Origin of the sequence: Streptomyces ortus, assembly GCF_026341275.1 — a bacterium.
In the GTDB taxonomy this organism is placed as follows: Bacteria; Actinomycetota; Actinomycetes; order Streptomycetales; family Streptomycetaceae; genus Streptomyces; species Streptomyces ortus.
In genome coordinates this window covers 4,333,444-4,360,156 of record NZ_JAIFZO010000002.1, presented here as the reverse complement: position 1 = coordinate 4,360,156, position 26,713 = coordinate 4,333,444, and the positions used below count along the sequence as shown (strand labels likewise).

At 68.5% G+C, this 26,713-nt stretch carries 23 protein-coding genes; 10 read left to right on the top strand and 13 right to left on the bottom strand.

Annotation, left to right across the window (positions count from 1 at the left end; all coding sequences use genetic code 11):
- Positions 1–22: 22 nt before the first annotated feature.
- The 5 genes from K3769_RS22575 to dnaA form a co-directional block, all read right to left on the bottom strand.
- Complete coding sequence (locus K3769_RS22575; RefSeq protein ID WP_267028180.1) at positions 23–568, bottom strand: DciA family protein; 546 nt, start codon at positions 566–568, stop codon at positions 23–25.
- Positions 565–1,689 (bottom strand): DNA replication/repair protein RecF, encoded by a 1,125-nt coding sequence (recF, locus tag K3769_RS22570; protein WP_267028179.1) that lies wholly within the window; start codon positions 1,687–1,689, stop codon positions 565–567. Before recF ends, K3769_RS22575 begins: the two co-directional genes overlap by 4 nt.
- Before the next feature lie 103 nt (positions 1,690–1,792).
- Positions 1,793–2,668 carry a phosphogluconate dehydrogenase (NAD(+)-dependent, decarboxylating) gene (gene gnd, locus K3769_RS22565; protein ID WP_267028178.1) on the bottom strand — a complete coding sequence of 292 codons (876 nt, stop codon included), beginning with the start codon at positions 2,666–2,668 and terminating at the stop codon, positions 1,793–1,795.
- A gap of 127 nt (positions 2,669–2,795) precedes the next feature.
- Positions 2,796–3,926, bottom strand: coding sequence for a DNA polymerase III subunit beta (gene dnaN / locus K3769_RS22560; protein ID WP_107020400.1), 1,131 nt, complete (start codon positions 3,924–3,926; stop codon positions 2,796–2,798).
- A gap of 1,066 nt (positions 3,927–4,992) precedes the next feature.
- A complete protein-coding gene (gene dnaA / locus K3769_RS22555) occupies positions 4,993–6,930 on the bottom strand; it encodes a chromosomal replication initiator protein DnaA (RefSeq protein WP_267028177.1) in 1,938 nt (645 codons plus the stop codon).
- A 418-nt stretch (positions 6,931–7,348) separates the two neighbouring features.
- Here dnaA and rpmH point away from each other — a divergent pair, with 418 nt between their 5' ends.
- From rpmH to K3769_RS22510, 9 genes are all read left to right on the top strand, one after another.
- Positions 7,349–7,486, top strand: coding sequence for a 50S ribosomal protein L34 (gene rpmH / locus K3769_RS22550; RefSeq protein ID WP_003967884.1), 138 nt, complete (start codon positions 7,349–7,351; stop codon positions 7,484–7,486).
- Positions 7,487–7,506: 20 nt separating this feature from the next.
- Positions 7,507–7,878, top strand: a complete 372-nt coding sequence (rnpA, locus tag K3769_RS22545; protein WP_267028176.1) for a ribonuclease P protein component — start codon at positions 7,507–7,509, stop codon at positions 7,876–7,878.
- Complete coding sequence (gene yidD / locus K3769_RS22540) at positions 7,875–8,240, top strand: membrane protein insertion efficiency factor YidD (RefSeq protein ID WP_267028175.1); 366 nt, start codon at positions 7,875–7,877, stop codon at positions 8,238–8,240. Before rnpA ends, yidD begins: the two co-directional genes overlap by 4 nt.
- A 3-nt stretch (positions 8,241–8,243) precedes the next feature.
- Positions 8,244–9,548 carry a membrane protein insertase YidC gene (gene yidC / locus K3769_RS22535; RefSeq protein WP_267028174.1) on the top strand — a complete coding sequence of 435 codons (1,305 nt, stop codon included), beginning with the start codon at positions 8,244–8,246 and terminating at the stop codon, positions 9,546–9,548.
- Positions 9,549–9,567: 19 nt separating this feature from the next.
- Positions 9,568–10,080 carry a Jag family protein gene (locus tag K3769_RS22530; RefSeq protein ID WP_267028173.1) on the top strand — a complete coding sequence of 171 codons (513 nt, stop codon included), beginning with the start codon at positions 9,568–9,570 and terminating at the stop codon, positions 10,078–10,080.
- A gap of 139 nt (positions 10,081–10,219) precedes the next feature.
- Positions 10,220–10,936, top strand: coding sequence for a 16S rRNA (guanine(527)-N(7))-methyltransferase RsmG (gene rsmG / locus K3769_RS22525; protein ID WP_267028172.1), 717 nt, complete (start codon positions 10,220–10,222; stop codon positions 10,934–10,936).
- A 416-nt stretch (positions 10,937–11,352) separates the two neighbouring features.
- Positions 11,353–12,426, top strand: coding sequence for an AAA family ATPase (locus K3769_RS22520; RefSeq protein ID WP_107020407.1), 1,074 nt, complete (start codon positions 11,353–11,355; stop codon positions 12,424–12,426).
- Complete coding sequence (locus K3769_RS22515) at positions 12,423–13,526, top strand: ParB/RepB/Spo0J family partition protein (protein ID WP_267028171.1); 1,104 nt, start codon at positions 12,423–12,425, stop codon at positions 13,524–13,526. Before K3769_RS22520 ends, K3769_RS22515 begins: the two co-directional genes overlap by 4 nt.
- A gap of 346 nt (positions 13,527–13,872) precedes the next feature.
- On the top strand, positions 13,873–14,490 hold the full coding sequence (locus K3769_RS22510; RefSeq protein ID WP_267028170.1) for a GNAT family N-acetyltransferase: 618 nt from the start codon (positions 13,873–13,875) through the stop codon (positions 14,488–14,490).
- A 98-nt stretch (positions 14,491–14,588) separates the two neighbouring features.
- Here the strand turns inward: K3769_RS22510 and trxA are convergent, their stop codons facing one another.
- From trxA to K3769_RS22475, 7 genes are all read right to left on the bottom strand, one after another.
- On the bottom strand, positions 14,589–14,921 hold the full coding sequence (gene trxA, locus K3769_RS22505; RefSeq protein ID WP_190203100.1) for a thioredoxin: 333 nt from the start codon (positions 14,919–14,921) through the stop codon (positions 14,589–14,591).
- A gap of 42 nt (positions 14,922–14,963) precedes the next feature.
- Positions 14,964–15,932 carry a thioredoxin-disulfide reductase gene (gene trxB, locus K3769_RS22500; protein ID WP_267028169.1) on the bottom strand — a complete coding sequence of 323 codons (969 nt, stop codon included), beginning with the start codon at positions 15,930–15,932 and terminating at the stop codon, positions 14,964–14,966.
- Between the two features lie 194 nt (positions 15,933–16,126).
- A complete protein-coding gene (locus K3769_RS22495) occupies positions 16,127–17,083 on the bottom strand; it encodes an RsmA family anti-sigma factor (protein WP_267028168.1) in 957 nt (318 codons plus the stop codon).
- Positions 17,080–17,790: an RNA polymerase sigma factor SigM gene (gene sigM / locus K3769_RS22490; protein WP_267028167.1), complete on the bottom strand. Its 711-nt coding sequence runs from the start codon at positions 17,788–17,790 to the stop codon at positions 17,080–17,082. The genes K3769_RS22495 and sigM overlap by 4 nt, the downstream gene beginning before the upstream one ends.
- Before the next feature lie 26 nt (positions 17,791–17,816).
- Positions 17,817–19,532 carry a protein kinase family protein gene (locus tag K3769_RS22485; protein WP_267028166.1) on the bottom strand — a complete coding sequence of 572 codons (1,716 nt, stop codon included), beginning with the start codon at positions 19,530–19,532 and terminating at the stop codon, positions 17,817–17,819.
- Between the two features lie 118 nt (positions 19,533–19,650).
- Positions 19,651–21,867: a murein biosynthesis integral membrane protein MurJ gene (murJ, locus tag K3769_RS22480; protein ID WP_267028165.1), complete on the bottom strand. Its 2,217-nt coding sequence runs from the start codon at positions 21,865–21,867 to the stop codon at positions 19,651–19,653.
- 45 nt (positions 21,868–21,912) lie between these two features.
- Complete coding sequence (locus K3769_RS22475; RefSeq protein WP_267028164.1) at positions 21,913–24,351, bottom strand: DUF6049 family protein; 2,439 nt, start codon at positions 24,349–24,351, stop codon at positions 21,913–21,915.
- A gap of 236 nt (positions 24,352–24,587) precedes the next feature.
- On the opposite strand from K3769_RS22475, the gene K3769_RS22470 reads away from it, so the two are divergent.
- The gene (locus K3769_RS22470) at positions 24,588–26,054 is read left to right on the top strand and encodes a CCA tRNA nucleotidyltransferase (RefSeq protein ID WP_267028163.1); all 1,467 of its coding nucleotides are present in this window, start codon (positions 24,588–24,590) and stop codon (positions 26,052–26,054) included.
- A gap of 124 nt (positions 26,055–26,178) precedes the next feature.
- On the opposite strand, the gene K3769_RS22465 is transcribed toward K3769_RS22470, so the two are convergent.
- On the bottom strand, positions 26,179–26,667 hold the full coding sequence (locus tag K3769_RS22465; RefSeq protein WP_267028162.1) for an LppU/SCO3897 family protein: 489 nt from the start codon (positions 26,665–26,667) through the stop codon (positions 26,179–26,181).
- Positions 26,668–26,713 lie beyond the last annotated feature (46 nt).

Genomic DNA, 26,713 nt, shown 5'->3' with positions numbered 1-26,713 from the left:
ACGGCATACCGTCCGGTCCGGCTCACCCGTAGGTGTCACCGGGACCCGTGCTGCCGGGGGCTCGCAAGGGGCCGTAGCGGTGGGCGGGACCCCCGGGGCCCAGCACCTTGATCAGCCTCACCGTGCCGTGCCCGAGGTCCTGGTTCAGGCGGGCGACCAGCTGCGGAGCGAGCAGCCGCAGGTTGGTGGCCCAGGCCGTCGAGTCGCACCGCACGACCAGTACCCGCTCGTCCTCGTCGTACTTCTCCGGTACGCAGTGCTTGGCCAGGTCGTCCCCGACGATCTGCGGCCAGCGGCCCATGACCCCGCCGACGGCGGCCGGGGTCTCCCAGCCCCGCTCGGTGATGAGCCGGTTGATGGCGGACCCGAGCGCCATGGGGTCGCGCCCGTCGGCGTGCGCGCCGGAGCGCAGACCGCCACGACGCGCCTGCTTCCTGTCCCGCACCGCGTCGCCGCGCGCGCGTGCCTGCTCCTTCGCCGCGCGCAGGGCCACGCGCGCGAGGTCGACGCCGGAGGGCTCGGGGGTGCTCCCGGGGGTCTTCTTCGGGTCGGATGTGTTCTCGCTCATACGCGCTCCACCGCGCCCTCGGACACGGCGTACCGCGTCCCTTTCAGCACACCCGGCACGTCGTCGTCGACCGCGGCCGTCACCAGCACCTGCTCGCCGGGGGCCACCAGTTCGGCGAGGCGTTCGCGGCGCCGGGTGTCCAGTTCGGCGAAGACGTCGTCGAGGACCAGCACCGGCTCGTTGCCCTCGGCCCGCAGCAGGTCGTACGAGGCGAGGCGCAGCGACAGCGCGTACGACCAGGACTCGCCGTGCGAGGCGTATCCCTTCGCGGGCAGCTGACCAAGTTTGAGCAGTAGTTCGTCCCTGTGGGGGCCCACGAGGGTGACCCCTCGTTCGATCTCCTGCTTGCGGCTCTCCACCAGGGCTGCCCTCAGCTGTTCGTACAGCTCCTCGCGCGCGTGCCCGGTGATCCCGGGCGAGGAGGGCTTGTACTCCAGGGCCACCGGACCGCCGCCGGGCGCGAGCTGCTCGTACGCCTTGTCGGTGAGCGGCTGGAGCGTGGCTACCAGATCGAGCCGCTGGGCGAGCAGTTCGGCGCCCACGCGCGCGAGGTGCTCGTCCCACACGTCGAGCGTGGAGAGGTCCATCGTGCGACCGCCGTGGCGGCGGGCAAGGGCGGCCGACTTCAGGAGGGTGTTGCGCTGCTTCAGGACCCGGTCGTAGTCCGAGCGCACGCCCGCCATCCGCGGCGAGCGCGCTGTGATCATCTCGTCGAGGAACCGCCGGCGCTCGCCGGGGTCGCCCTTGATCAGCGCCAGGTCCTCGGGCGCGAACAGCACGGTCCGTACGATGCCCAGCACGTCACGGGGTCTGACCTGCGAGGACCTGTTGATGCGGGCGCGGTTCGCCCTGCCGGGGTTCAGCTCCAGCTCCACGAGCTGCTGCCGGTCGCCCTGGCGGATGTTGGCCCGGACGATCGCCCGTTCGGCGCCCATCCGCACGAGGGGCGCGTCGGACGAGACCCGGTGGCTGCCGAGGGTGGCGAGATAGCCGACCGCCTCGACAAGATTGGTCTTGCCCTGTCCGTTGGGCCCCACGAACGCGGTGACGCCCGGGTCGAGCGGAACCTCGACCCGGGCGTACGAGCGGAAGTCGGCCAGCGACAGATGCGTGACGTGCATGGTCGTTCGCCGACCTCCCCCAGCGCTGTGGATCCGCGGAGCGGACCTCGTGGACTGCTTCTTCTCCGGAACCGCCGCCGGAATCCTCCGGACCGCCTCCGGGCTACTTCTTCTCGACGGCGTGGCCGCCGAACTGGTTGCGCAGTGCCGCGATCATCTTCATCTGCGGCGAGTCGTCCTGCCGGGACGCGAACCGGGCGAAGAGCGACGCGGTGATCGCGGGCAGCGGTACCGCGTTGTCGATGGCCGCCTCGACGGTCCAGCGGCCCTCGCCGGAGTCCTGCGCGAAGCCGCGCAGCCGCTCCAGGTGCTCGTCCTCGTCCAGCGCGTTGACCGCCAGGTCCAGCAGCCAGGACCGGATGACCGTGCCCTCCTGCCAGGAACGGAAGACCTCGCGCACATCGGTGACGGAGTCGACCGCTTCGAGCAGCTCCCAGCCCTCGGCGTAGGCCTGCATCATGGCGTACTCGATGCCGTTGTGGACCATCTTGGAGAAGTGCCCGGCGCCGACCTTGCCGGCGTGCACGAACCCGGCGTCGCCCTCGGGCTTGAGGGCGTCGAAGACCGGCTGGACCTTCGCGATGTGCTCGGCGTCGCCGCCGACCATCAGCGCGTAGCCGTTCTTGAGGCCCCACACGCCCCCTGAGACGCCGGCGTCGACGAAGCCGATGCCCTTGGCCGCCAGCTCCTCGGAGTGCTTCTCGTCGTCCGTCCAGCGGGAGTTGCCGCCGTCCACGACCACGTCACCCGGCTCAAGCAGCTCGGCGAGCTCGTCGATGGTGGACTGGGTCGCGGCACCGGCGGGAACCATCACCCACACCACCCGCGGACCCTTGAGCTTGCCCACAAGCTCCTCGAGGCTGTGGACATCGGCGAGATCCGCGTTGCGGTCGTATCCGATGACGGTGTGGCCTGCGCGGCGGATGCGCTCGCGCATGTTGCCGCCCATCTTGCCGAGGCCGACGAGACCGAGCTCCATCAGGTTGTTCCTTCACTAGCGATGTGGCAGGAGAGCACTTTCGTACGCGCCCGAGCCTAAACCCGGACTCTCCTGCACACCTGTGGGCATAGCCGCTCAGACGTACGCCCTCACCTGCGGCTCTTCGTCAGCCGCTGAGCCGCACCGGCATGATCAGGTACTTGTAGGCCTCGTCCGCCTCGGCGTCCAGGGCGGGCCTGCCGCTGAGGAGCGCCGGCTTGGTGGACGTCGTGAAGGAGAGCTGCGCGACCGGGGAGTCGATGGCGCTCAGCCCGTCGAGCAGGAACGTCGGGTTGAAGGCGATCGAGACGTCGTCGCCCTCCAGCTGCGCGTCGACCCTTTCCACAGCCTGTGCGTCGTCGCTGGAGCCGGCCTCCAGGATCAGCACGCCCTGCTCGAAGCTGAGCCGCACCGGGGTGTTGCGCTCGGCGACCAGGGCCACACGCTTGACGGCCTCCACGAAGGGGGCCGTCTCGATGACGGCGATCGAGTTGAACTCCGTCGGGAACAGCGAGCGGTACTTCGGGAGGTCGCCCTCCAGCAGTCGCGTGGTCGTCCGCCGGCCCGCTCCCTCGAAACCGATGAGGCCCTCACCGGCTCCGGAGCCGGACAGCGCCAGGATGACGCTGTCGCCGCTCGTGAGCGCCTTGGCGGTGTCCAGGAGCGTCTTGGCGGGCACCAGGGCGACGGCGGACGCCTCCGGGTTCTCCGGCTTCCACAGGAACTCGCGGACCGCGAAGCGGTAGCGGTCGGTGGAGGCCAGGGTGACGGTGTCGCCCTCGATCTCGATGCGGACACCGGTGAGCACGGGCAGCGTGTCGTCGCGGCCCGCGGCGATGGCCACCTGGGCCGCGGCCGAGGCGAAGACCTCACCGGGGACGGTGCCGGTCGCGGACGGCATCTGCGGCAGAGCCGGGTACTCCTCCACAGGCAGTGTGTGGAGGGTGAAGCGGGAGGAGCCGCAGACCACGGTCGCCCGTACACCGTCTGTGGAAATCTCGACCGGACGGTTGGGGAGGGCGCGGCAGATGTCGGCGAGCAGACGGCCGGAGACGAGCACCGTGCCCTCCTCGTCGATCTCCGCGTCCACGGAGACACGTGCCGAGACCTCGTAGTCGAAGCTGGAGAGGCTCAGTGCGCCCTCCTCGGCCTTCAGAAGGAGGCCGGCGAGCACAGGCGCCGGCGGACGGGCCGGGAGGCTGCGTGCCGCCCAGGCCACTGCCTCCGCGAGTACGTCGCGTTCCACCCGGATCTTCACCGTTGCCGCCTCCGTCTGTTGCCGGCGCTCTCGCCCTGCTCGGTCTTCGTCGTCTGACTCGGCGTCTCGTGGCCCATCGACGGGCCGGACACCGGGGACCAGTCTGACGCACCGCACTGACAGTCGTTGCCGCTCGGGGTCAAGTCGTCCAAAGCGGCGGTCGGGGCGCCGAGCGAGAGTTGTGCACAGCCCAGACTTCGAAACGGTTCTCTGACTCTCTCTGGTTGTCAGTAGTAGTAGGGGCTGTGGATACCGTGGATAACCCCGTTTTCGCAGGTCAGGGTTGGTTTTTTGTCCACTGGCCCTGTGGGTGGAGGCGGTGGATAACACGCCTCTTCTGTGGACGGCGAAAAGTTCTGCACACTCCATGCACAGGCGAGGGGTAGTTCTCCCCAGCGCCGTCCCCAGCTTTACCCAGGTTCCCCACAGCCCAACCCGGCACCTTCGTGTGACGCCTTTCACTCGACCCGGTGAGATCGCGCGTCGTGTTGCCGAACAGTGGACAGCGATGTGGAGAAGCTGACGATCACTGGGGACAACTGCCCCTAGCCTGTGGGTCGCCGGTGGACAACTCTCCGCACAGCCTGTGGATCATTTCTTTGTCCACAGGCTGTGGAGATCTTTTGTCCACGGATCCACAGGCGACTGAGCTGGGCTGATTCTCTTTCAGCAGCCGCCCCTGTGGACACGATCTGGACAACTTCGCAGTCCCCAGGGTGTGGACACAAGAAAGTCCCCGAATCTGTGGAGGACACCCGTAACCATGCGCGTAATCGAACGGCTGATAGCTGTCGGGTAACGGCGGAACGGCTCCGGACGGGGCCCCGCAGCGTCTCGGTGGGGTCTCGGAGGGGGCCTGAAGGAGGTCTGGAGGGGTCCCGGAGCGCGTCGGAGCCTTCCGGAGAGCGGTCCGCAGCGCGCGTACGGGAGCGTCCGAGCGCGTCCGGGGACGGTCGGGGACGGTCGGGGAGGGGCGGGGAGGGGCGGGAGCGGTCGTCCGCGGCACGGCAAAGGCGCCCGCGGGAACGAGTCCCGGGGCGCCTTCAGCGACGTACCGCCGTGGGTGTCAGCCGTTCTTGATGCGGTTCGTGAGCTCGGTGACCTGGTTGTAGATCGAGCGGCGCTCCGCCATCAGCGCGCGGATCTTGCGGTCGGCGTGCATGACGGTCGTGTGGTCGCGACCGCCGAACTGCGCGCCGATCTTCGGCAGGGAGAGGTCCGTGAGCTCGCGGCAGAGGTACATAGCGATCTGGCGGGCCGTCACCAGGACCCGGCTGCGCGAGGAGCCGCACAGATCTTCCACCGTGAGGCCGAAGTAGTCGGCGGTGGCCGCCATGATGGCCGGCGCGGTGATCTCGGGGGACGAGTCCTCACCACCGGGGATCAGGTCCTTGAGGACGATCTCGGTGAGACCGAGGTCGACCGGCTGCCGGTTGAGCGACGCGAACGCCGTCACCCGGATCAGCGCGCCCTCCAGCTCGCGGATGTTGCGCGAGATGCGGGACGCGATGAACTCCAGTACCTCCGGCGGGGCGTTGAGCTGCTCCTGCACCGCCTTCTTACGGAGGATGGCGATACGGGTCTCCAGCTCGGGCGGCTGGACATCGGTGATCAGACCCCACTCGAAGCGGTTCCGCAGCCGGTCCTCCAGCGTCACCAGCTGCTTGGGCGGCCGGTCGCTGGAGAGCACGATCTGCTTGTTCGCGTTGTGGAGGGTGTTGAAGGTGTGGAAGAACTCCTCCTGCGTCGATTCCTTGTCCGCCAGGAACTGGATGTCGTCGACGAGCAGGATGTCCATCTCGCGGTACCGCTTGCGGAAGCTGTCGCCCTTGCCGTCGCGGATCGAGTTGATGAACTCGTTGGTGAACTCCTCCGAGCTCACGTACCGCACGCGCGTGCCCGGGTAGAGGCTGCGCGCGTAGTGCCCGATCGCGTGCAGCAGGTGCGTCTTGCCGAGGCCGGACTCCCCGTAGATGAACAGCGGGTTGTACGCCTTGGCAGGCGCCTCGGCGACGGCGACCGCGGCCGCGTGTGCGAAACGGTTCGAGGCGCCGATGACGAAGGTGTCGAAGAGGTACTTCGGATTGAGGCGCGCGGTGGGCTCGCCCGGGCCCGTCGCGGGCGCCGGCTGCGCGGCCAGCGGGCCCGGTGCGCCGCTGGAGGCGGGCAGGGAGGAGCCCACGGGGCCGCCGCGGTGGACATGGCCCATGCCGGACGGGGACGGCGGCTCGGACCGGTCACGGCGGTCCGGACGCTGGTCGTAGTCGGAGCGGGGCTGGTCGTAGTCGGGCCGCTGCTGCTCGTAGTCGGACCGCTGGTCGTACGGCGAGCGGCCCGGCTGCTGCCGGTAGTCCCGCGGCGGCGACGCGTAGGGGTCGCGGTCGGGGAAGCCGAGCCGCTGCTGCTGCCAGCCGTAGTCGTCCTGCGTGGGCCGCGGCCAGGCACCCGGGTCGGGGCGCTGGTAGTCGGGGTACGCGGGGCGGGCCGTAGGGAGCTGGTCCTCGTGGGAGGGCTGCTGCTGCCCGGAGCGGCCCTGCGGGTGGTCGTCCATCCGGTCGTCCATACGGTCGCCCATGCGATCGTCCATACGGTCGCCCATGCGATCGTCGGCGCGGTGCCGGCCGTACCCGCGGTAACCGTCGCGGTTCTGCGCGGGCGGGCGCTCGGGCTCCTCGTACCGCTGCTGCGACTGCTGGACGGGCGGCGACGGCGGCGCGGGGGATTCCCCGACCGAGTCGTCGACGGTGATCGCGATCCGGATGGGCCGGCCGCACTCACGGCTCAGCGTCTCGCTGACGACCGGCGCGAGGCGCCCTTCGAGGACGCCCTTCGCGAACTCGTTGGGAACGGCGAGCAGTGCGGTGTCCGCCACCAGCGCCAGCGGCTGGCAGCGCTTGATCCAGTGCTCGTCCTTCGTCTCGACACCCTGCCCGCGGCCCTCACCGAGAAGTTGCTCCAATACGCGTGGCCACACTGCGGCAAGATCGGCAGGTACGTCAGCCACAGGGCACGCTCTCTCACGGGTCCCACGAACGTGTGATTCCTGGGACGGGTCGGGGTGGAACTCGGTGAACGGGGTGGACGAAGCTGCTGGAGCGGCCGGAACGAATGCGATGGAGCGCGGAGAAGGGAACGAACCGGAGTCCGGCCACGGTAGTCAGGGCGACCCATGCGGTTCAAGTTGTTGTCCCCAGCCTGTGGACAGTGTCTCCCGGGCAGCGCCGGTTTGACCGGATGGCGTAGCCGCGCGTACCGTGACCAGGTCGAGTTGTCGATGGCTGCTGCCGCCTGCCTCCGATGGGCACAGATCGCGAAGAGTGATCGGGAAGCGGTGCACTCGGGCGTAATGCGAGCTACTCGTTGGCGCACGGTGACAGCCAGGACGGCACTCCGCCGCCACCGATTCTTACTGGAGCCCCCGAGTGAGCAAGCGCACCTTCCAGCCGAACAACCGCCGTCGCGCCAAGACCCACGGCTTCCGCCTGCGGATGCGTACCCGTGCCGGCCGCGCGATTCTCGCGAACCGCCGTGGCAAGGGTCGCAGCAGCCTGTCCGCCTGATTACCTAAACAGGTCATGACGTGCTGCCTACCGAGCATCGGCTGAGGCGGCACGAGGACTTCGCGACCGCGGTACGCCGAGGACGCCGGGCCGGACGCCCGCTCCTCGTCGTCCACCTTCGTAGCGGTGCAACGGACCCGCACGTGCCTGGGGAGAACACTCCCCCGACGCGTGCGGGTTTCGTTGTCAGCAAAGCCGTGGGCGGAGCCGTCGTACGCAACAAGGTGAAGCGTCGTCTTCGCCATCTCATGCGTACGCGAGTGGCTCGGCTGACCCCCGGTAGCCTGGTAGTCGTACGAGCGCTGCCCGGTGCGGGCGACGCCGACCATGCACAGCTGGCCCGAGACCTGGACGCCGCTCTGGAGCGGCTACTGGGAGGGGGCGCGCGATGAAGTACCCGCTGCTGGCTCTCATCAAGATGTACCAGTGGATCATCAGCCCGTTGCTCGGGCCGGTGTGCAAGTACTACCCGTCGTGCTCCCACTACGGGTACCAAGCCATCGACCGGCACGGTGCGATCAAGGGAACGGCACTCACCGCCTGGCGCATCCTGCGGTGCAATCCGTGGTCGCCGGGCGGCGTGGACCATGTTCCGCCGCGCAAGCGTCCGCGGTGGCACGAGGTGCCGCGCAACGCCTGGCGCGCACGCAAGGGCGGGAACTCCGCCGCCGAACCGGCCACCGAGGGGCACGGTATGTCCAACCACTCCTCAAGCCCGGCCGCCGAGACCTCGTCCCATGCTCAAGGAGCCTGATTAGTGGACACGATTGCCAGTATTTTCAGCTTCATCACGACACCCGTTTCCTGGGTCATCGTCCAGTTCCACTCCGTGTACGGCGCCATCTTCGGCCCCGACACGGGCTGGGCCTGGGGCTTGTCCATCGTGTCCCTGGTGATCCTGATCCGTATCTGCCTGATCCCGCTCTTCGTGAAGCAGATCAAGGCCACCCGGGCGATGCAGACGCTGCAGCCCGAGATGAAGAAGATCCAGGAGCGCTACAAGAACGACAAGCAGCGCCAGTCCGAAGAGATGATGAAGCTGTACAAGGAGACGGGTACCAACCCGCTCTCCTCGTGCCTTCCCATCCTGGCGCAGTCGCCGTTCTTCTTCGCCCTGTACCACGTGCTCAACGGCATCGCGTCGAACGACACCATCGGCGTGATCAACGACAGGCTGCTGGAGAGCGCGCAGAAGGCGCACATCTTCGGCGCTCCGCTGGCCGCGAAGTTCACGGACGGCAGCGCCAAGGTCGAAGCGCTGGGCTCCTCGATCACCGATGTGCGCGTCGTCACGGCGATCATGATCGTCCTGATGTCGTTCTCGCAGTTCTACACGCAGCGTCAGCTGATGACGAAGAACGTCGACACCACGGTCAAGACGCCGTTCATGCAGCAGCAGAAGATGCTGATGTACGTCTTCCCGGTCATGTTCGCCGTCTTCGGCATCAACTTCCCCGTCGGTGTTCTCGTCTACTGGCTGACCACCAACGTGTGGACCATGGGCCAGCAGATGTACGTCATCCGCAACAACCCGACGCCGGGTTCCAAGGCGCAGGCCTCTTACCTGGAGCGCCTGCACAAGCACGTCACGCAGCACGGCAAGACCCGTGGCCGCGGCGAGAAGGCCATCGTCAAGGCCATCGTCGCCAAGGGCCGTGACCGCAACGAGTTCGAGCGCAAGTTCATCAACGGTCTGACCAAGGCGGGCCTGGCGGCCCAGGCCGACGGCAGTGTGGTGAAGAGCGAGGCCTCGACCCTGGTCGAGAACGAGGACGGCACCCCGGCGACAGGCGGGGCGCCCAAGCGCCAGCAGCCCAAGCGGCAGAGCAAGTCCCAGCGCCAGTCGGGCACGGTCCAGGGCGGTGCCAAGGCCGCGGGCGAGCCCGAGCCGAAGACCTCCCTCAGCAAGTCCGACGAACCGCAGGACGCCAAGCCCGCTCCCAAGCCCGCGGGTGGCAAGCCCGCGTCCGGTGCCAAGCCCGCGTCCGGTGGCACCCGCAGCAAGGCCCAGTCCGGACAGCGCAAGGGTCCGCAGCGGCCCAAGTCCCCGTCCAAGAAGTAAGTAAGAAGGAGTCCATCCCGTGACGGAAGGCACCACCGCCGCTGCCCCTGAGGGTGGCGACACCCTGACTCGCCTGGAGCAGGAGGGCGAGATCGCGGCCGACTACCTTGAGGGTCTGCTCGACATCGCCGACCTCGACGGCGACATCGACATGGACGTCGAGGCCGATCGTGCGGCTGTCTCGATCATCAGCGATTCCCACAGCCGCGACCTGCAGAAGCTGGTCGGCCGCGACGGCGAGGTGCTGGAAGCACTCCAGGAGCTCACCCGCCTGGCCGTGCACCGGGAGACCGGCGACCGCAGCCGGCTGATGCTGGACATTGCGGGCTACCGCGCCAAGAAGCGTGAGGAGCTCTCCGAACTGGGCGCGAAGACCGCGGCCGAGGTCAGGAGCTCCGGCGAGCCGGTGAAGATGAATCCGATGACGCCCTTCGAGCGCAAGGTCGTGCACGACGCCGTCAAGGCCGCCGGTCTGCGCAGCGAGTCCGAGGGTGAGGAGCCGCAGCGCTTCGTCGTCGTGCTCCCCGCCTGATCCAGCACGTCGTACGTCCGGCCCCGTCTGTGTTCGCAGGCGGGGCCGAATTTTGTCAGCCCGGTGTTTCTCGATAGTTCCTGATAGTCCTGGTAGTCAGCGCGCCATGCGCTCAAGCGGTACGGAAGGACGGTTCCCCGTGACGGAGGCAGCGGAGCTCCCCCCTGCGCCCGAGCAGGCTCGGGCGGTATTCGGTGATCGCTTCGCGGACGCGGTTCGTTTCGCGGAGTTGCTGGCCGATGTGGGAGTTCAGCGCGGTCTGATCGGTCCCCGCGAAGTACCTCGTCTGTGGGAGCGGCATCTGCTGAACTGCGCCGTGCTCTCGGAAGTGGTTCCGGAGGGCGTGACCGTGTGCGACGTCGGGTCCGGGGCCGGTCTGCCCGGCATCCCGTTGGCCCTGGTGCGCACGGACCTCAAGATCACGCTGCTGGAGCCGCTGCTGCGGCGCACGAACTTCCTCAACGAGGTCGTCGAGCTGCTCGGGCTCGACCATGTCACCGTTGTCCGAGGGCGCGCCGAGGAGGTCCTCGGCAAGCTGCCTCCCGTGCATGTGGTGACGGCCCGGGCGGTGGCTCCTCTGGACCGCCTCGCGGCTTGGGGAGTCCCGCTCCTGCGCCCGTACGGAGAGATGCTGCTTCTCAAGGGCGACACCGCGGAGGAAGAGGTCAAGAGCGCCGGAGCCGCCCTGAGCAAGCTCGGAGCGGTGGACACCTCGGTGCTGCACGTCGGCGAAGGCGTGGTGGATCCCCTGGCCACAGTGGTGCGCGTAGAGGTCGGAGAGAGCCCCGGAGGTGTACGGTTCGCGGCCAAACGGGCCAAGGCAGCGCGGACGGGGAGGACCCGCAGGCGCCGCTGATCGCCATCCGGCGAGTACGTCGGATCACGCGTTGAGTACATCGGACCGCGCGTCGAGTACATCGGACCGCGCGGCTACGTCGTCGGGGCGGAGACAGGTTGACTGATCCGTCCTGACGACGAGACGTACTCCACACAAGCTGCCAAACCTATGCATGCCGGAGTGTCGCGCGATGGCGACCCCAGCCGCTGTGCATCGTGTTTCACGTGAAACGTCGCTCATTGCTGCACGGCATCATCGGTCGCGGTCGTGCCGCAGCCGAACCCCGCGACCGGAACCCGCTGGGATCCTTGGGATCCTTCGGGAAAAGAGCCTCTCCTGCCCGAAGGGCGTCCCCCGAAGAGGGTGTGGAGTTGTCCACAGAGGTGGATTTCTCCACAGAAGCACGGGCCTCGCTGGTTCACGACCCCGATGGCATGGGAGGCTCTGTTCATTGCGAGCCTGAAGTCGAGGAGAGTGAATCCTTGCGGTCCGACGCCAACATCGCGGGACCGATGACCGATCCGGTCCCCGGTCCCCGAACCGAGTCGATCGGGGACGATGTTTCACGTGAAACACCGCCCCCGATGGACGACACTCCCATCGGTCGTGCTGCCCAACTTGCTGTGGAGGCTCTAGGTCGAGCCGGCGAGGGCCTGCCACGGCCCGAGCAGACCCGCGTCATGGTGGTCGCCAACCAGAAGGGCGGGGTCGGAAAGACCACGACCACGGTCAACCTTGCTGCCTCTCTCGCGCTGCACGGCGGCCGGGTCCTGGTGATCGATCTGGATCCTCAGGGCAATGCGTCCACCGCGCTGGGTATCGACCATCACGCCGAAGTTCCGTCCATCTACGACGTGCTGATCGACAGCAGGCCACTCTCCGAGGTTGTTCAGCCGGTCCCGGATGTCGAAGGCCTCTTCTGCGCACCCGCCACGATCGATCTCGCCGGTGCGGAGATCGAGCTCGTGTCCCTGGTGGCACGTGAGAGTCGGCTGGAGCGGGCGATCCTGGCGTACGAGCAGCCGCTCGACTACATCCTCATCGACTGCCCGCCCTCCCTGGGACTGCTGACGGTCAATGCGCTCGTCGCGGGCGCCGAGGTCCTCATCCCGATCCAGTGCGAGTACTACGCACTGGAGGGCCTGGGCCAGCTGCTGCGCAACGTCGACCTGGTACGGGGACACCTCAACCCCAACCTGCATGTGTCGACGATCCTGCTCACCATGTACGACGGCAGGACGCGTCTCGCATCCCAGGTCGCCGACGAGGTGCGCAGCCACTTCGGCGAAGAGGTACTGCGCACGAGCATTCCGCGGTCTGTCCGCATCTCCGAAGCCCCCAGCTATGGGCAGACGGTGCTGACCTACGACCCGGGGTCGAGTGGCGCTCTCTCCTATCTTGAGGCGGCGCGCGAGATCGCTCTGCGCGGAGCCGGCGTCGCCTACGACGCGCAACACGCCCACATGGGCGCACACAATGAACAGAGCATGGTGGAGGGGATCCAGTGAGCGAGCGACGGAGGGGGTTGGGCCGTGGTCTCGGCGCACTGATCCCGGCTGCCCCGACAGGGGAGAAGGCAGTACCGCCGGCGATGGGCGGAGCGTCCACCTCGCCGGGAGCCGTACCGGTACTCACCGCGGAGCGGGGAGTGGCGGCGGCCAAGGTCGCCGCACTCCCGCCGGCCCAGGTTTCACACGAGCCGGAAGAGCCGTCGACGAGCGTATTCGGAGAGGCTCCGGCGGCACCTGTGGGTGCGTACTTCGCCGAGCTCCCCCTCGACTTCATCACGCCGAACCCGCGTCAGCCCCGCGAGGTGTTCGACGACGACGCTCTCGCCGAACTCGTCACCTCCATCAAGGAGGTCGGGCTTCTCCAGCCGGTCGTCGTACGACAGGCTGGACCGACGCGCTACGAGCTCATCATGGGCGAGCGGCGCTGGAGGGCCTGCCGGGAGGCGGGACTTGAGGCCATTCCCGCGATCGTGCGCGCGACGGACGACGAGAAGCTCCTCCTGGACGCTCTGCTGGAGAACCTGCACCGGGCGCAGCTGAACCCGCTGGAAGAGGCTGCCGCCTACGACCAGCTGCTCCAGGACTTCAACTGCACGCACGACCAGCTGGCCGACCGCATCGGGCGGTCACGTCCTCAGGTCTCCAACACACTGCGTCTGCTGAAGCTCTCGCCGTCGGTGCAGCGCCGCGTGGCCGCCGGAGTTCTTTCCGCCGGACACGCCCGGGCTCTGCTCTCCGTCGCGGACTCGGAGGAACAGGATCGACTGGCTCATCGGATCGTGGCCGAGGGGCTTTCGGTGCGGGCCGTCGAAGAGATCGTCACCCTCATGGGTTCACGGCCGCAGTCGGCGCCGCGCTCCAAAGGGCCGCGAGCCGGTGCTCTGGTCTCTCCCGCGTTGAGCGATCTCGCCGGTCGTCTCTCGGACCGCTTCGAGACCCGGGTGAAGGTCGACCTCGGCCAGAAGAAGGGCAAGATCACCGTCGAGTTCGCCTCGATGGAGGACCTTGAGCGGATCCTCGGCTCGCTCGCTCCCGGCGAGGGACCGGTTCTGCAGAAGAGCCTCCTGGACGACGACTCCGAGGATGCTGATTCTTGAGTCGTGAGTCGTGAGTTCTGAGTCTTGATCGGCCGGTCGGGTGTGACCGGCCGGCCAGCGGAGCGGGCTGTGTCCGGTGTGTACCGGAACACGGCCCGCTCTTTGCTTTCTGTCGGTATCGAGGGAATCGCATCGTGGATACGATGCGTTCGGGTATGGCGCATTCACCTGGCAGTACCTTCTGTGGGGAGGCGGAGGCCATGCGAACGGTGAGCCGCACAGGACTGGTGAGCGCGGGTCTGGGGCTTGGCGCAGTCGGCGGATTCGTCGGCAGCCTGCTCAGGGAACGGAGCGCTCTGACGGCCGCTCGCGATGCCGCGGGCGAGGGAAGCGAGGAACTGCCTTCATGGGGCGCCGGCTCGTACCGCTCACGCTGGACAACCTTCAGGACCTTCCCAAGCGCTGTCGCGCGTGCGTCTTCTGGGAGTTGGACCCAGTCAGCGACCAGGCCGCGGTAAAGGCAGGCACTCCGGATCTGGAGAAGGAGGCGTGGATCTCCGCCGTTCTGCTGGAGTGGGGATCCTGCGGCCGGGTCGTCTACGTGGACGACGTACCGGTGGGCTTCGTGATGTACGCCCCGCCTGCCTATGTACCGCGCTCAACGGCTTTTCCCACCAGCCCGGTCTCGCCCGACGCGATTCAATTGATGACGGCCTTCATCCTGCCGGAGTACCAGGGACAGGGACTCGGGCGCGTGATGGTCCAGACGGTCGCCAAGGATCTGCTGCGGCGAGGCTTCAAGGCCATCGAGGCCTTCGGGGACGCCCGGTGGAAGGAGCCCGCCTGCGTCCTGCCCGCAGACCATCTGCTGGCTGTGGGCTTCAAGACGGTCCGGCCGCACCCGACCTACCCGCGTCTGCGTCTGGAGCTACGGACGACGCTCTCCTGGAAGGAAGACGTGGAGCTGGCGCTCGACCGGTTGCTGGGAGCCGTACAGAAGGAACCAGCCCTGCGCCCGTTGTAGGGGCTGACTGTGCTGAACATGCGGATGGGCCGACCCGTAGGGGTCGGCCCATCCATGTTTCACGTGAAACATCGTCGCCCGAGCGACGGCTTGCTGCATTACTCGGCGATGAAGTCCTCAAGGTCCCGCACGATCGCGGCCTTCGGCTTCGCACCCACGATGGTCTTGGCGACCTCGCCACCCTGGTAGACGTTCAGGGTCGGGATCGACATGACGCCGTACTTGGCGGCCGTACCCGGGTTCTCGTCGATGTTGAGCTTGACGATCTCGATCTTGTCGCCGTACTCGGCGGCGATCGCCTCAAGGGACGGCGCGATCTGGCGGCACGGACCGCACCAGGCGGCCCAGAAGTCGACCAGTACGGGCTTGTCGCTCTTCAGTACGTCCTGCTCGAAAGAGTCGTCTGTCACGTGCTTCAGGGTGCCGGCCACGGCGGGCTCCTTAACTGGTTGGTGCGGTCGGGCGGATGGGGGTCAGACAGCGGTCTTCTCGGGCTCCGCAGGCTCACCGTCCGCGAGGGCGGCGAGGAATCGCTCCGCGTCGAGAGCTGCGGAGCAGCCGGTGCCGGCCGCGGTGATCGCCTGGCGGTAGGTGTGGTCGACGACGTCGCCGGCACCGAAGACACCCGTCAGGTTCGTGCGGGTGGAGGGCGCCTCGACCTCCAGGTAGCCCTCCCCGTCCAGGTTGAGCTGACCCTTGAAGAGTTCCGTGCGCGGGTCGTGGCCGATCGCGATGAACAGGCCGGTGACAGGCAGGTCGGACGTCTCGCCGGTCTTGAGGTTGCGGAGCTTCAGGCCGGCAAGCTTCTGGTCGCCCTGGATCTCGGCCACCTCGCTGTCCCAGACGAACTTGATCTTCGGGTCGGCGAAGGCGCGCTCCTGCATCGCCTTGGAGGCGCGCAGCGTCTCGCGCCGGTGGACGATGGTCACGGACTTGGCGAACCGGGAGAGGAAGGTGGCCTCCTCCATCGCGGTGTCGCCGCCGCCGATCACGGCGATGTCCTGGTCCTTGAAGAAGAAGCCGTCACAGGTCGCGCACCAGGAGACGCCGCGTCCGGAGAGGGCGTCCTCCTTCGGCAGGCCCAGCTTGCGGTGCTGCGAGCCGGTGGTCACGATGACGGCCCTCGCCCGGTGGACGGTGCCCGCGGTGTCCGTGACGGTCTTGATCTCACCGCTGAGGTCGACCGAGACGATGTCGTCCGGAATCAGCTCCGCACCGAAGCGCTCGGCCTGTGCCCGCATGTTGTCCATGAGTTCGGGGCCCATGATGCCGTCCTGGAAACCGGGGAAGTTCTCCACCTCGGTCGTGTTCATGAGGGCACCACCCGCGGTGACGGCGCCCTCGAAGACCAGCGGCTTCAGTGACGCGCGCGCGGTATAGAGCGCCGCCGTGTAGCCGGCAGGGCCGGAGCCGATGATGATCACGTTACGGACGTCGGTCACGGCTTGATTCCTCGTCTCTGGGGACTGCTACGTACGACCGGGGGAGCTTCTTTCGGAACTCTCACCCCACCCAACGGATCCTAAGGGGCGCGCATTCCCACTGTGTCCGGGCACACGAAGACGAGTCACCGCGAGCAGGGGTCAGAGCAGGGGTGGAGAGCGTCGCCGACCGTCCGTGGCGGAGCCGAGACGGCTCAGCTGCGCGGGTAGGTGTGCTCCAGCAGGACCTTGCCACCGGAGACCGACGGCTTGTCCACACAGGCGGAGTCGACCACGTACGCCGTGACCTGTGTCTGGTCGGTGGCTGCGGGCAGCACGACGAGATACGCGTCCGTGCCGTCGTAGGAGCCTTCCTTGAAAGCGAGGGGAATCGCGTCGCGGCCGATCCCCTGCATCACGCAGCTGGGTACCGCGTCCGTGGGTGTGTTGAAAACCTTCGGCCCATCGGTGGACGCGGTGCCCTGAGGGCGGGAACTACGAGGGCCGCCGTCCTTCTTCTCCTTCACCTCGGTGAGGAGATCCGCGACCTGATTCTCCAGCTTCTCCCCGGCGAAGGTCTTCGCGGAGTCGCTCTGCTTCGGGGACGGCGACGCGGAGCCGTTGTCCCCGCCATCGCTTCCCATCGACTGGATGAGCAGGCCTCCGAGGCCCAGCGCGGCAGCGGTGAACATGGCGCCCAGGACGACGGTGCTGCGTCGACCGCGACGGGGGCGACGCGCGCGACCCGGCCCGGTGGCGGCACGGGAATGTCCTGCGGGGCGGTCGGCCACGGTCGATGTTTCACGTGAAACATGCGTGCCGCTGCCGCCGCTCACGCTTTTGCGCTCGTCGTCGGCCGGCGGGCGGGACTCGCTCACGGACGACAGGGCGCCCATGCCAGAGGCGCTTGGCACGGTGGCATTCAGCAGGGCTTCGGCCGCGAGGGCGGCATCGATGCGTTCCGCGACGTCGTCGGGCATCCGCAGGGGGCCCGGCAGCGTGCCGAGCATGCCGCGGATCTCTTCCAGCGAGTCGTACACGTCGGCGCAGGGCGCGCAGTCGTCGAGGTGACGTCGTACATCCGCTGAACGCGACGGGGGGAGCAGACCCTCGGTGAGGTCGGAGATCTCCGTGACGTCCGGGTGTCCGGTCGTGTCGGCCGTGGATGTCACGCTCGCCCACCTCCGCCCTTCACAGCCGCTGAATCGCTTGGTCCGTCATGTGGTCCCGCTGCGGGTGGGACGGATGTCCCCTGCGTACGGTTCCTTCCCTCGCCCGACTTCTTGCTCGATCTGTCGCTCCCGCTGTCCGTGCGCAGGTGTTTGAGCAGGGGGAGAAGTCTGGCTCTGCCGCGAGCGCAGCGGCTCTTGACGGTTCCCGTCGGCACGTCGAGCAGACTGGCGGCCTCCGCCACGGGGTAGCCCTGCATGTCCACCAGGACGAGAGCGGCCCGCTGATCGGCGGGCAGGGTGCCCAGAGCGGCCAGCAGCTCACGGTGCAGATCATTGCGCTCGGCCGGTGCGGAAGCCGACTCGTGCGGCTCCAGGAGCTGCTCCAGGCGTTCCGTGTCGTCCACCGGGGAGGTCTTCCTGGAGGCTGTCTTGCGGGCCCGGTCCAGGCAGGCGTTCACCGTGATCCGGTGCAGCCAGGTGGTGACGGCCGACTGGCCGCGGAAGGTGTGGGCGGCCCGGTAGGCGGAGACGAGAGCGTCCTGGACGGCGTCAGCGGCTTCCTCGCGGTCGCCGAGCGTGCGCAGGGCGACAGCCCAGAGCCGGTCGCGGTGACGCCGTACGAGTTCGCCGAAGGCATCGGGATCGCCCTCGACATGACGGGCGAGGAGGTCCTGATCGCTTACTTCGCGGTAGGCGCCGTCCGCCATCGAACCCCCTCCCCCTCGGCTACTCCTCAGCCGGTGAACTTCACGTCGGTGATCGCTTGCTTGTAACCGGCGCCGCTGAACTGGTCGCCCGCCGCGTTCGGCACCGCGGTGATCCAGACCAGAACGTACCGGGTCTTCACCGCCTTCTTGGCCGCAATCTTCAAGTCCGTGGTGCTGGTCGTGCCGGTCGCGATCTTCGTCATCGAGCCCAGACTCTCCGAGGACGACAACGAGTTGGCCGCGTACAGCGTGGCCGTTGTGTGGTCGCCCGCGTAGTACAGCCCTATCGAGGCCGCCGACACTTCCTTCTCCGACCCCAGGTCGTAGACGATGCCCACGCCCTGCTTGAAGGGCGCCAGCTTGGGGCCGCCCCGGTAGGAGTACGTCCTCCAGTAGGTGGAACTGTCCTTGTCGTACGTCAGGCCCACGTCGTTCGCGTGCTGGGGCTTGCCGTCCGGGTAGTACTCCGCGGCGCTCTGGATCGTGAGAGGCCGGGCCGGCTTCGTCTTGTCGCTGCTCTTGTCGTTGCCGTCCGTGATCTGGGTGTCGCCCGTCTCGTCGGACTTCCCGTGATCCATGAGCGCGTCGGCGAGCTGCCAGCTGCCGAGCCCCAGCGCGGCGATCAGAAGCGCGGACACAGCCCACTTGAGGGCTTTGCCGGTGCGGGTCTGCAGCGGGGGAAGCGGCGTCGGCATCGCCTGGGGGGATCCCGGGTGAGGCGCGGGGCGGCCGTAGTTGCCCTGCTGGTACGTCGTGCGCTGGTACTCGGGCGGTGCGGTGAACGTCGGCTCGGGCGGACGGATGCGCGGCATCTCGCCGATCGCCTTCACCAGTTCCTCCGGCGTGGTGCACGGAGGTTCCTGACGGGACGCGGTGGCGCCGTCGTTGGCGAGTGCCCGCATCGCGAGCTCCGACAGACCGCGGTGCACGCCTGCCCGTACCTGATCGGGCGCGATGAGGCCGACGCCCTTGGGTAGCCCGGAGAGTCCGTACGCGTCGTCTTCGTACGGCCAGCGCTGTGTGAGCGTGGCGTACAGGAGGGCGCCGATCGCCTCCGTGTCGGTGCGCTGCGGGGTGTCGGAAGTGATGCCGCGCAGCGCGGCGTTCACGGCGAGGCCCCGGATGCGCCACTGGCCGGACGAGGTGCGCAGCACGGCGCCCGGGGTCAGCTTCAGATGAGCCAGCCCCTCGCGGTGTGCGGCGGCCATCGCCGAGGACACCTGACTGACCATCTGGTACGCCTCGTGCACCTCCAGCGTTCCGGCGGCCAGGAGCGTCGTGAGCTCCGTGGCGTCGGGCAGCCATTCGTGCACCACATAGACGAGGTCGTTCTCCTCGACCGCGTCCAGGACCTGGACGAACCGGGGATCGCCCAGCAGGGCCGACGAACGGGCCGCCGCGAGGACGGAACGCGCCCGAGGGTGGTCGGCGGGCAGCAGGTGCACACCGACGGCACGGCGGAGTTTCTCGTCCACCGCACGCCAACTGCTGAAACCGTCCAGACGGGTGACGCACTCCTCCAGGCGATAGCGTCTGGCGAGCTTGTGACCACTGTGCAACTCGGGCGGTGAAGTCCTGCCGGGGTTCTCGTTCCCCCCGCTCCCCTGTGCCTCTTCGCTCTCCGTGTCCCGCTCCCGGTTCTGGGCCACCCCGTCGGCCGTGGACTGGTCCGCCTTCGCGGTCAGCGGCTCATCGCCGCTGCTGTCCGCCACGTCGACGGCAGCCGTGCTCCGTTCCGCCACCGTCGCTCCTGCCTCCCCATTCGTTGCGCGCTGTCCGACGCCAAAGCCAATTGTGCCCACAGTCCGTCCCTCTGCACGACACGCGGTCGCGGACGATGGTTGTGCGCCTACCCCGCTCTCAGCGCCCAAGGCGCCCGCGGACCATGCCCACCATTCCGTTCAGTTCCTCGATGCGCATCCGTCGCGCCGCGACGAAGAAGACACCGAGCAGTACGACACCACCGCAGAACAGGGCGACGAGCGAGCCGCCGACGCCCTGGCCCAGCGACTTGCTGATGCCGTAGCAGGCCGCGCCGCTGAGCAGCGCGGCCGGTACCGCGGCGATCGCGAGCCGCGCGTAGGTACGCAGCACACGGCCGCCGTCCAGGTCGCCGCCCAGCCGCTTGCTCAGCCGCCGCCACGCGACCCCGACACCGGTGGCGTAGGCAAGACCGTACGAGGCGGCCATGCCCGCGACCGCCCAGCGCGCAGGAAGCAGGAAGAAACACAGCGCGGAGGCGCTGGCGTTGACGACGGCCACGATGACCGTGTTGTAGAAGGGGGTGCGGGTGTCCTCGTACGCGTAGAAGGCACGCAGCACGACGTACTGCACGGAGTAGGGGATCAGGCCGAGGCCGAAGGCCATCAGCATGTACCCCATGTTCGTGGCCTCGCCGGTTCCGGAGGCACCGAACATCAGCGTGCACATCGGGACGCCGAGTGCGACGAAGCCGAAGGAGATCGGCACGATCGCCACGGCCGTGGTGCGCAGCCCCTGGGAGATGTCGTCGCGGACGGCCCCGGTGTCACCCTCGTGGGCCGAACGGGCGAGCCGAGGCAGCAGGGCGGCCATCAGCGAGACCGTGATGATGGCCTGCGGGAGACCCCAGATGAGTTGGGCGTTGGCGTAGGCGGCGAAGCCGGTGCCGTCGACGGGGGAGTTCTTGCCCGCCGCGGTGGACAGCTGGGTCACCACGATCGCGCCCGCCTGGTTGGCGAGGACGAAGAGCACGGTCCACTTGGCGAGCATCGCCGCCTTGCCGAGTCCGTGGCCCTTCCAGTCGAAGCGCAGCCGCAGCCGGAAGCCGGTCTCACGGAGGTAGGGGATCATCGCGAGGGCCTGGACGACGAGACCGAGCAGCACACCGATGCCGAGCAGTTGCTCGCCCTCCGGCGGGATGGTCGAGGCCTTCATGCCGGAGCTGCTCGCGGTGCCGTACACCCAGATGAACAGGCCGAGCGTCACGATGATGACGACGTTGTTGAGGACCGGGGTCCACATCATCGCGCCGAACTTCCCGCGCGCGTTGAGGATTTGGCCCATCACCACGTGGATGCCCATGAAGAAGATCGTGGGCAGGAAGTAGCGGGCGAAGGTGACGGCGACGTCGTTGGCCGCCGCGTTGCCCGCCACGGGCGCCGACAGCGCGCGGACCAGCAGCGGCGCGGCGAGCACCGCGAGCGCGGTGAGCAGGCCGAGAACCACGACCACGAGGGTCAGCAGCCGGTTGGCGTACGCCTCACCGCCGTCGTCGTCCTCCTTCATGGCACGCACGAGCTGCGGTACGAAGACGGAGTTGAGTCCGCCGCCGACGGTCAGGATGTAGATCATCGTCGGCAGTTGGTAGGCGACCTGGAAGGTGTCACCGAGCAGGCCGACACCCAGCGCCGCGACGATCAGCGCGGAGCGGATGAAGCCGGTGAGACGGGACACCATGGTTCCGGCCGCCATCACGGCGCTGGACTTCAGCAGGCCCGACGCACGGCCCCCGGACTTCTTGGCCGGAGCCGCCGCGGGCGCGGGAGGCGCCGTGGTGGCCGCAGCCGGCTCCCGCGTCGGCGGAGGAACGCTGGGCGGCGGCCCGGCGGGAGCCGGAGCACCGCCCTGCTGCTGGTCCCGGAAGAGATGGGCGAACGCGTCCGGCTCGTGGCGTTCCTCACCGGCCTGGGTCACCAGGTCGTCGACGCCGACGAACTGTGTCGTGCGGGGATCGTCCCCGTAGGGCAGGTACTGGGTGGGACCCTCCGGCTCGGGCGCCGGGGTCTGTGCCCACACCCGCGGGTCGGGTGCGTACGGGGACTGGGGCGGCGGGCCGTAGAGCGGCTGCTGCGGCTGATACGTGCCGGGCGGCGGCGGAGGATGCGCGGCGCGGTCGTAGAGGGCCTCGGTGACCGGGTCCTGGGCGGACAGGTCCTGGGCCCGGTAGGGGTCCTGGGCGTAGGCGTCCTGGAAGTACACCTCGGCCGCGGGCTGCGGAGGCACCTCGCCAGGATCCGGCGGGCCCTGCGGCGGGCCGTCGGGGTGGCCGGAGCCCCCCGCGCCCTGACCGCGGTCACCGTCGTACGGCGCGTTCATGGTTACCCCACCTCATCGTCCCCGGCCCACCGGCCACGACATCGCTCAACGGTCCACTCTCTCACCCGTGCCGGACGGGTCGGTGATTTCCGGTGCGGTGTCCGGTGACGGGTCACTCGGGTGCTCCGGGTCGGGTGCGCTCGACCCGGGCGTGGACGTCCGGTCGCGGTCGCCCTCCGCCTCGGCCGCGGTGCGCGCGCCCGTGTTCTCCGCGTCGGTGCTCTTCGTGCCGGTGTCGGGAGCGTGCTCCGCCGGGTCGTCCGTGGAGGTGGCGTGCGCTTCCAGCGCGGCCTGGCGGGCGGCCTCCCGCTTGCGCTGCGTGTACATCCGGAACCCGGCGAGCACCAGCAGCAGCACACCGCCGGCGATGACCAGCATCACCGTGGCCGTGATCTCGGTGACCTTCACGTCGAAGGCGACCGGAGGGCCGTACGCCTGGCCGTCCTCGGTGTACAGCTGGGCGATCACTCCGGCCCGGCCGTTCGCATGCGCGTTGGTGGTGAACTTCACCGACTGGCTGTGCCCGCCCGCGACCGCGACCGGCTGCTCCTGCCAGGCACCGTCACCGATGCTCAGGCGGCTCGGCTGTGTGGAGGTCAGACGCAGCACCAGGTGGTCGACGCCCTGGACGAGGTTGTTCTGCACGGTGACCGGGATCGTGGCGCTGCGGCCCGAGAGTTTCGCCTCGGACTTGTCGATCAGCCCGACGCCCTCGGTGAGCCCGACGAGGTACTTCTCCACCGCGTCGCGGAACGCCTGCGCCTCGTCGGCACGGCCGCGCCAGGAGGTGGACATCGACCGGTCCATGGCCCGTCCGAAGGGTGTGACCACCCGGGACTTGTCGGAGAGGATCACCTGGAAGCTGTTGAGCTTCCTCTGTGTCTCCTCGATCTGTGTGAAGGCCTCCAGCGGCAGCTCCTGCTTGCGCAGCGAGGAGGGGTACGCGGACGCCGACGGCACCCGGGTGGTGGCGCCCGCGTCCGGCTTGGCCTTGGTGGCCGCGGACAGCTCGGCGGACTCCGACCAGTTCCCGTCCTGGAGCGCCGTCAGCGCCTGTGCCATCGTCTGCGCCTGGCTGGCGGTCGGCGTGCGCTGCGGGGCGACCACGACGCTGCGCTGCTTGTCCGGGGCCTGACGGTTGAGCATCAGGCTCTGGGCGAGGAACCGCTGCACGGCGAGGGTGGAGTTGCCGGCCACCGTCATGTCGCCCTGAAAAGCCGTGGACAGCCGGGCGTCCGTGACGACCGCTGTGGTGCCGCCGCCGATCGGCCGGGCCGCCGAGGGCGTGTAGGGGAGGGCGCCGGTCTCCTGGAGGCTGTCGCTGCGGGCGATCACCGTGTCGGCGCCGGCCGAGGTCGCGACCTTGACGATCGACGGGTCGATCGCGCCGTTCACGGGCCAGGCGTACTCGGTGCCGGGGGTCACGTGGAGGACCGATTCCACGGTGATCGCGGCCGCGGTGGTGGCGTCCTTGAGGTGACTCAGCGATCCGGTCACCTTGGTGCCGTGGTGGGCCAGGGAGGCCAGATCCGGGTCGGCGAAGGGGAGAGCGACGACCTCCTCGCCTCTGATCTCCTTCTCCAGCTTGCTGAGCCACTGCTTGGCCACCGCCTGGTGCGTACCGGCCGTGGTCGTCCCGCCGGAGCCGTCCGCCTGGACCCGGTAGCTGCGGGTCATGGCGTCGACGGAGGCGAGCAGGTCCGGGTCGATGACCCAGGTGATGTCGAGGTCCTTGCCGAGGCTGAGGAGCTGTTCCAGACGGCCACCGGGTGAGAGCTCGGCGGCCAGGACGTCGTCGTCCGCGAAGACGGGGGTCTGCTGTTCGTTCGAACCGGTCTCGGCCGTCATGTGGGAGGTTGAGATCAGCGGCCAGAGGTAGGTGGTCCTGGTCTTCGTGTCCGCGGCCTCCGGCTGCCACGGGAGGAAGGTCCGCTCGATACCGAGGATCTGGTCGTACGCCGCGGCGGTGGTCCGGCCGGTCAGGGTGACACCGAGCTGGTAGACGCCGTCGGAGCCCAGGTCCAGCTTGTCGACGGGAACGGAGATGCTGAACGTCTGCGGGACGCCCGGGGCCAGCCTGGCGAACGTGGCCACGTACTTGCCGCCGACCTCCGTGCCCGCGTAGGGGTTGCTCTTCGCGGCGTCGTCGATGGCCGAGCGGCCGTTCAGCGCCGGGCCGACCCGCAGCCCCACGTGCGCGGCGGTGACCGCCTGCTTGCCGTTGTTGACGATCTTCCCGGAGACGGTGAGTGTGTCGTCGTCCGAGGGGATGCTGGGGCTGAGCGAGTCCAGCGAGACGTCCACCGTACGCGAGCCGGTGGCTTTGGCCGGGGCGCTCGGTTCAGAGGCGTACGAGGACGAAGAAGTGGGCAGCTGTAGGACGCCTGCCAGCAGAGGCGCCCCGGCGAGCAGTGCTCCGGTGCGCCGAAGCCACCGGCGGGCAGGTGAGGGACTGGTCCCCTGGAAGTCTGCCGCCTCGGCCACGCGCTCGCCCGTCCCTCGTCGTCGTCAGTGGTCGTCGGAATGTGCGTCCACGCATGGTAACGATGCGCGCCGAGGGTAAGTGCCGCGGTCCGCTCCACAAGATCGGAGAACGAAACCCGGCTGTCCCTCTATGTGGCTGTATCTGGGTCGGTGTCCCCACCCTGGACAAGGGGTGAGACCTGTGCACTTTTAATGAAGGCGCTCTCGGGCATCGGGGCCACGTAACCTTTTCTGTTGTGTCGAACGCCAACGAAGACAGTCCCAGTGCACTGAGTCAGGTGCAGAGCCGCGCGGTGAGCGAGCTGCTGCGGGTGTCCCCCGTCGCCGATGAGCTGGCCCGCCGTTTTCAGGAGGCCGGGTTCTCTCTCGCCCTCGTCGGCGGTTCGGTTCGGGACGCCCTGCTCGGCAGGCTCGGCAACGACCTGGACTTCACGACCGATGCCCGCCCCGAGGACGTACTGAAGATCATGCGGCCCTGGGCCGACTCCCTGTGGGAGGTCGGCATCGCCTTCGGCACCGTGGGGGCGCAGAAGGACGCGCGTGTCGGTGATGGCGTACAGAGCTTCGAGATCGAGGTGACGACCTACCGCTCCGAGTCGTACGACCGGTCCTCGCGCAAGCCCGAGGTGTCCTACGGGGACTCCATCGAGGAAGACCTGGTCCGGCGCGACTTCACGGTGAACGCGATGGCGGTGGCGCTTCCCGAGAAGAAGTTCATCGATCCGCACGGCGGGCTCGATGATCTCGCCGCCCGTGTCCTGCGGACTCCGGGGACCCCCGAGTCGTCCTTCTCCGACGACCCGCTGCGGATGATGCGGGCGGCGCGCTTCGGGGCGCAGATCGACTTCGAGGTGGCGCCGGAGGTCGTCGCGGCGATGAAGGCCATGGCCGACCGCATCGAGATCGTCTCGGCGGAGCGTGTGCGTGAGGAGCTGAACAAGCTGCTCCTGTCGGCCCACCCGCGCAAGGGACTGACCCTGCTCGTGGACACGGGGCTGGCCGACCACGTGCTGCCCGAGCTGCCCGCGTTGCGTCTGGAGCGGGACGAGCACCACCGGCACAAGGACGTCTACGACCACTCGTTGATCGTCCTGGAGCAGGCGATGGCGCTGGAGGAGAACGGCCCGGACCTCACTCTGCGCCTGGCCGCGCTGCTGCACGACATCGGCAAGCCGCGGACGCGTCGCTTCGAGGAGGACGGGCGGGTCTCCTTCCACCACCACGAGGTGGTGGGGGCCAAGATGACCAAGAAGCGGATGACCGCGCTCAAGTACTCCAACGAGCTGGTGAAGGACGTCTCGCGCCTGGTCGAGCTGCACCTGCGCTTCCACGGCTACGGCACCGGGGAGTGGACGGACTCGGCGGTCCGCCGCTATGTCCGGGACGCCGGCCCCCTCCTTGATCGCCTCCACAAGCTGACCCGCTCCGACTGCACGACACGGAACAAGCGCAAGGCGACCGCCCTCTCCCGGGCCTACGACGGTCTGGAGGAGCGCGTCGCCCAGCTCCAGGAGCAGGAGGAGCTGGACGCGATCCGTCCCGACCTCGACGGCAACCAGATCATGAAGGTCCTGGACATCGGACCGGGCCCGGCCATCGGCCAGGCCTACAAGTTCCTCTTGGAGCTGCGTCTGGAGAACGGGCCGATGGAGTACGACGCCGCGGTGTCGGCTCTCAAGGAGTGGTGGGCGGAGCAGAACTGAGAACGCACACACGCGTGGGGCGTGCTCATGTTTCACGTGAAACATGAGCACGCCCCACTGTCACCGGATACGCCGAGGGCCGTTGTTTCACGTGAAACAACGGCCCTCGTGCGTCAGCAGGCTCTTACTTCTTCGAGGAGTACTCCGACAGGCAGAGAGTGAAGTCGCTGCTGCCACCGGTCTCGGTGTACTCGGCGTACTTGGTGCGGTCGCAGCCGGAGTTGTCGCTCTTCTTCTGCTCGACCTTGTACGCGGCCTTGGAGTCGCCGCAGTCCACGACCTCAAGCTCCGGGTCGGTGGTGCTGTTCGGGTTGCCGATGCTCATGCAGTCGCCGACCTTGGCGCTGGACGCATCGTCCCGGCTCGCGATCCAGCCGCCCACGGCGACTATGAGGACGACGACGGGGATGGCGAAGCGCAGGTACTTCTTGAGGTTGCGCTTCGGGGGCTCCGGCGTGACCGGGGCGTAGGGAGCGTTCGGCTGCTGCGGGTAGCCCTGCGGGGGCTGCTGCCCGTAGGGGTTGCCCTGGGGCGGCTGCTGGCCGTAGGGATTTCCCTCGGCCGGCTGGCCCTGAGCGAACGGATTCTGGCCCTGCGGCGGTGGTGTGGTCACTTGGAGGTCCCCCTCGAACGTGGAGCGCGTGGCGCGAAATAAGACG

Coding starts and splice junctions, on each gene's coding strand:
- K3769_RS22575 (WP_267028180.1), bottom strand. CDS start 568: ATGAGCGAGAACACATCCGACCCGAAGAAGACCCCCGGGAGCACCCCC.
- recF (WP_267028179.1), bottom strand. CDS start 1,689: ATGCACGTCACGCATCTGTCGCTGGCCGACTTCCGCTCGTACGCCCGG.
- gnd (WP_267028178.1), bottom strand. CDS start 2,668: ATGGAGCTCGGTCTCGTCGGCCTCGGCAAGATGGGCGGCAACATGCGC.
- yidD (WP_267028175.1), top strand. CDS start 7,875: ATGAAGTACCCGCTGCTGGCTCTCATCAAGATGTACCAGTGGATCATC.
- K3769_RS22520 (WP_107020407.1), top strand. CDS start 11,353: ATGGGAGGCTCTGTTCATTGCGAGCCTGAAGTCGAGGAGAGTGAATCC.
- K3769_RS22510 (WP_267028170.1), top strand. CDS start 13,873: ATGGGGCGCCGGCTCGTACCGCTCACGCTGGACAACCTTCAGGACCTT.
- sigM (WP_267028167.1), bottom strand. CDS start 17,790: ATGGCGGACGGCGCCTACCGCGAAGTAAGCGATCAGGACCTCCTCGCC.
- murJ (WP_267028165.1), bottom strand. CDS start 21,867: ATGAACGCGCCGTACGACGGTGACCGCGGTCAGGGCGCGGGGGGCTCC.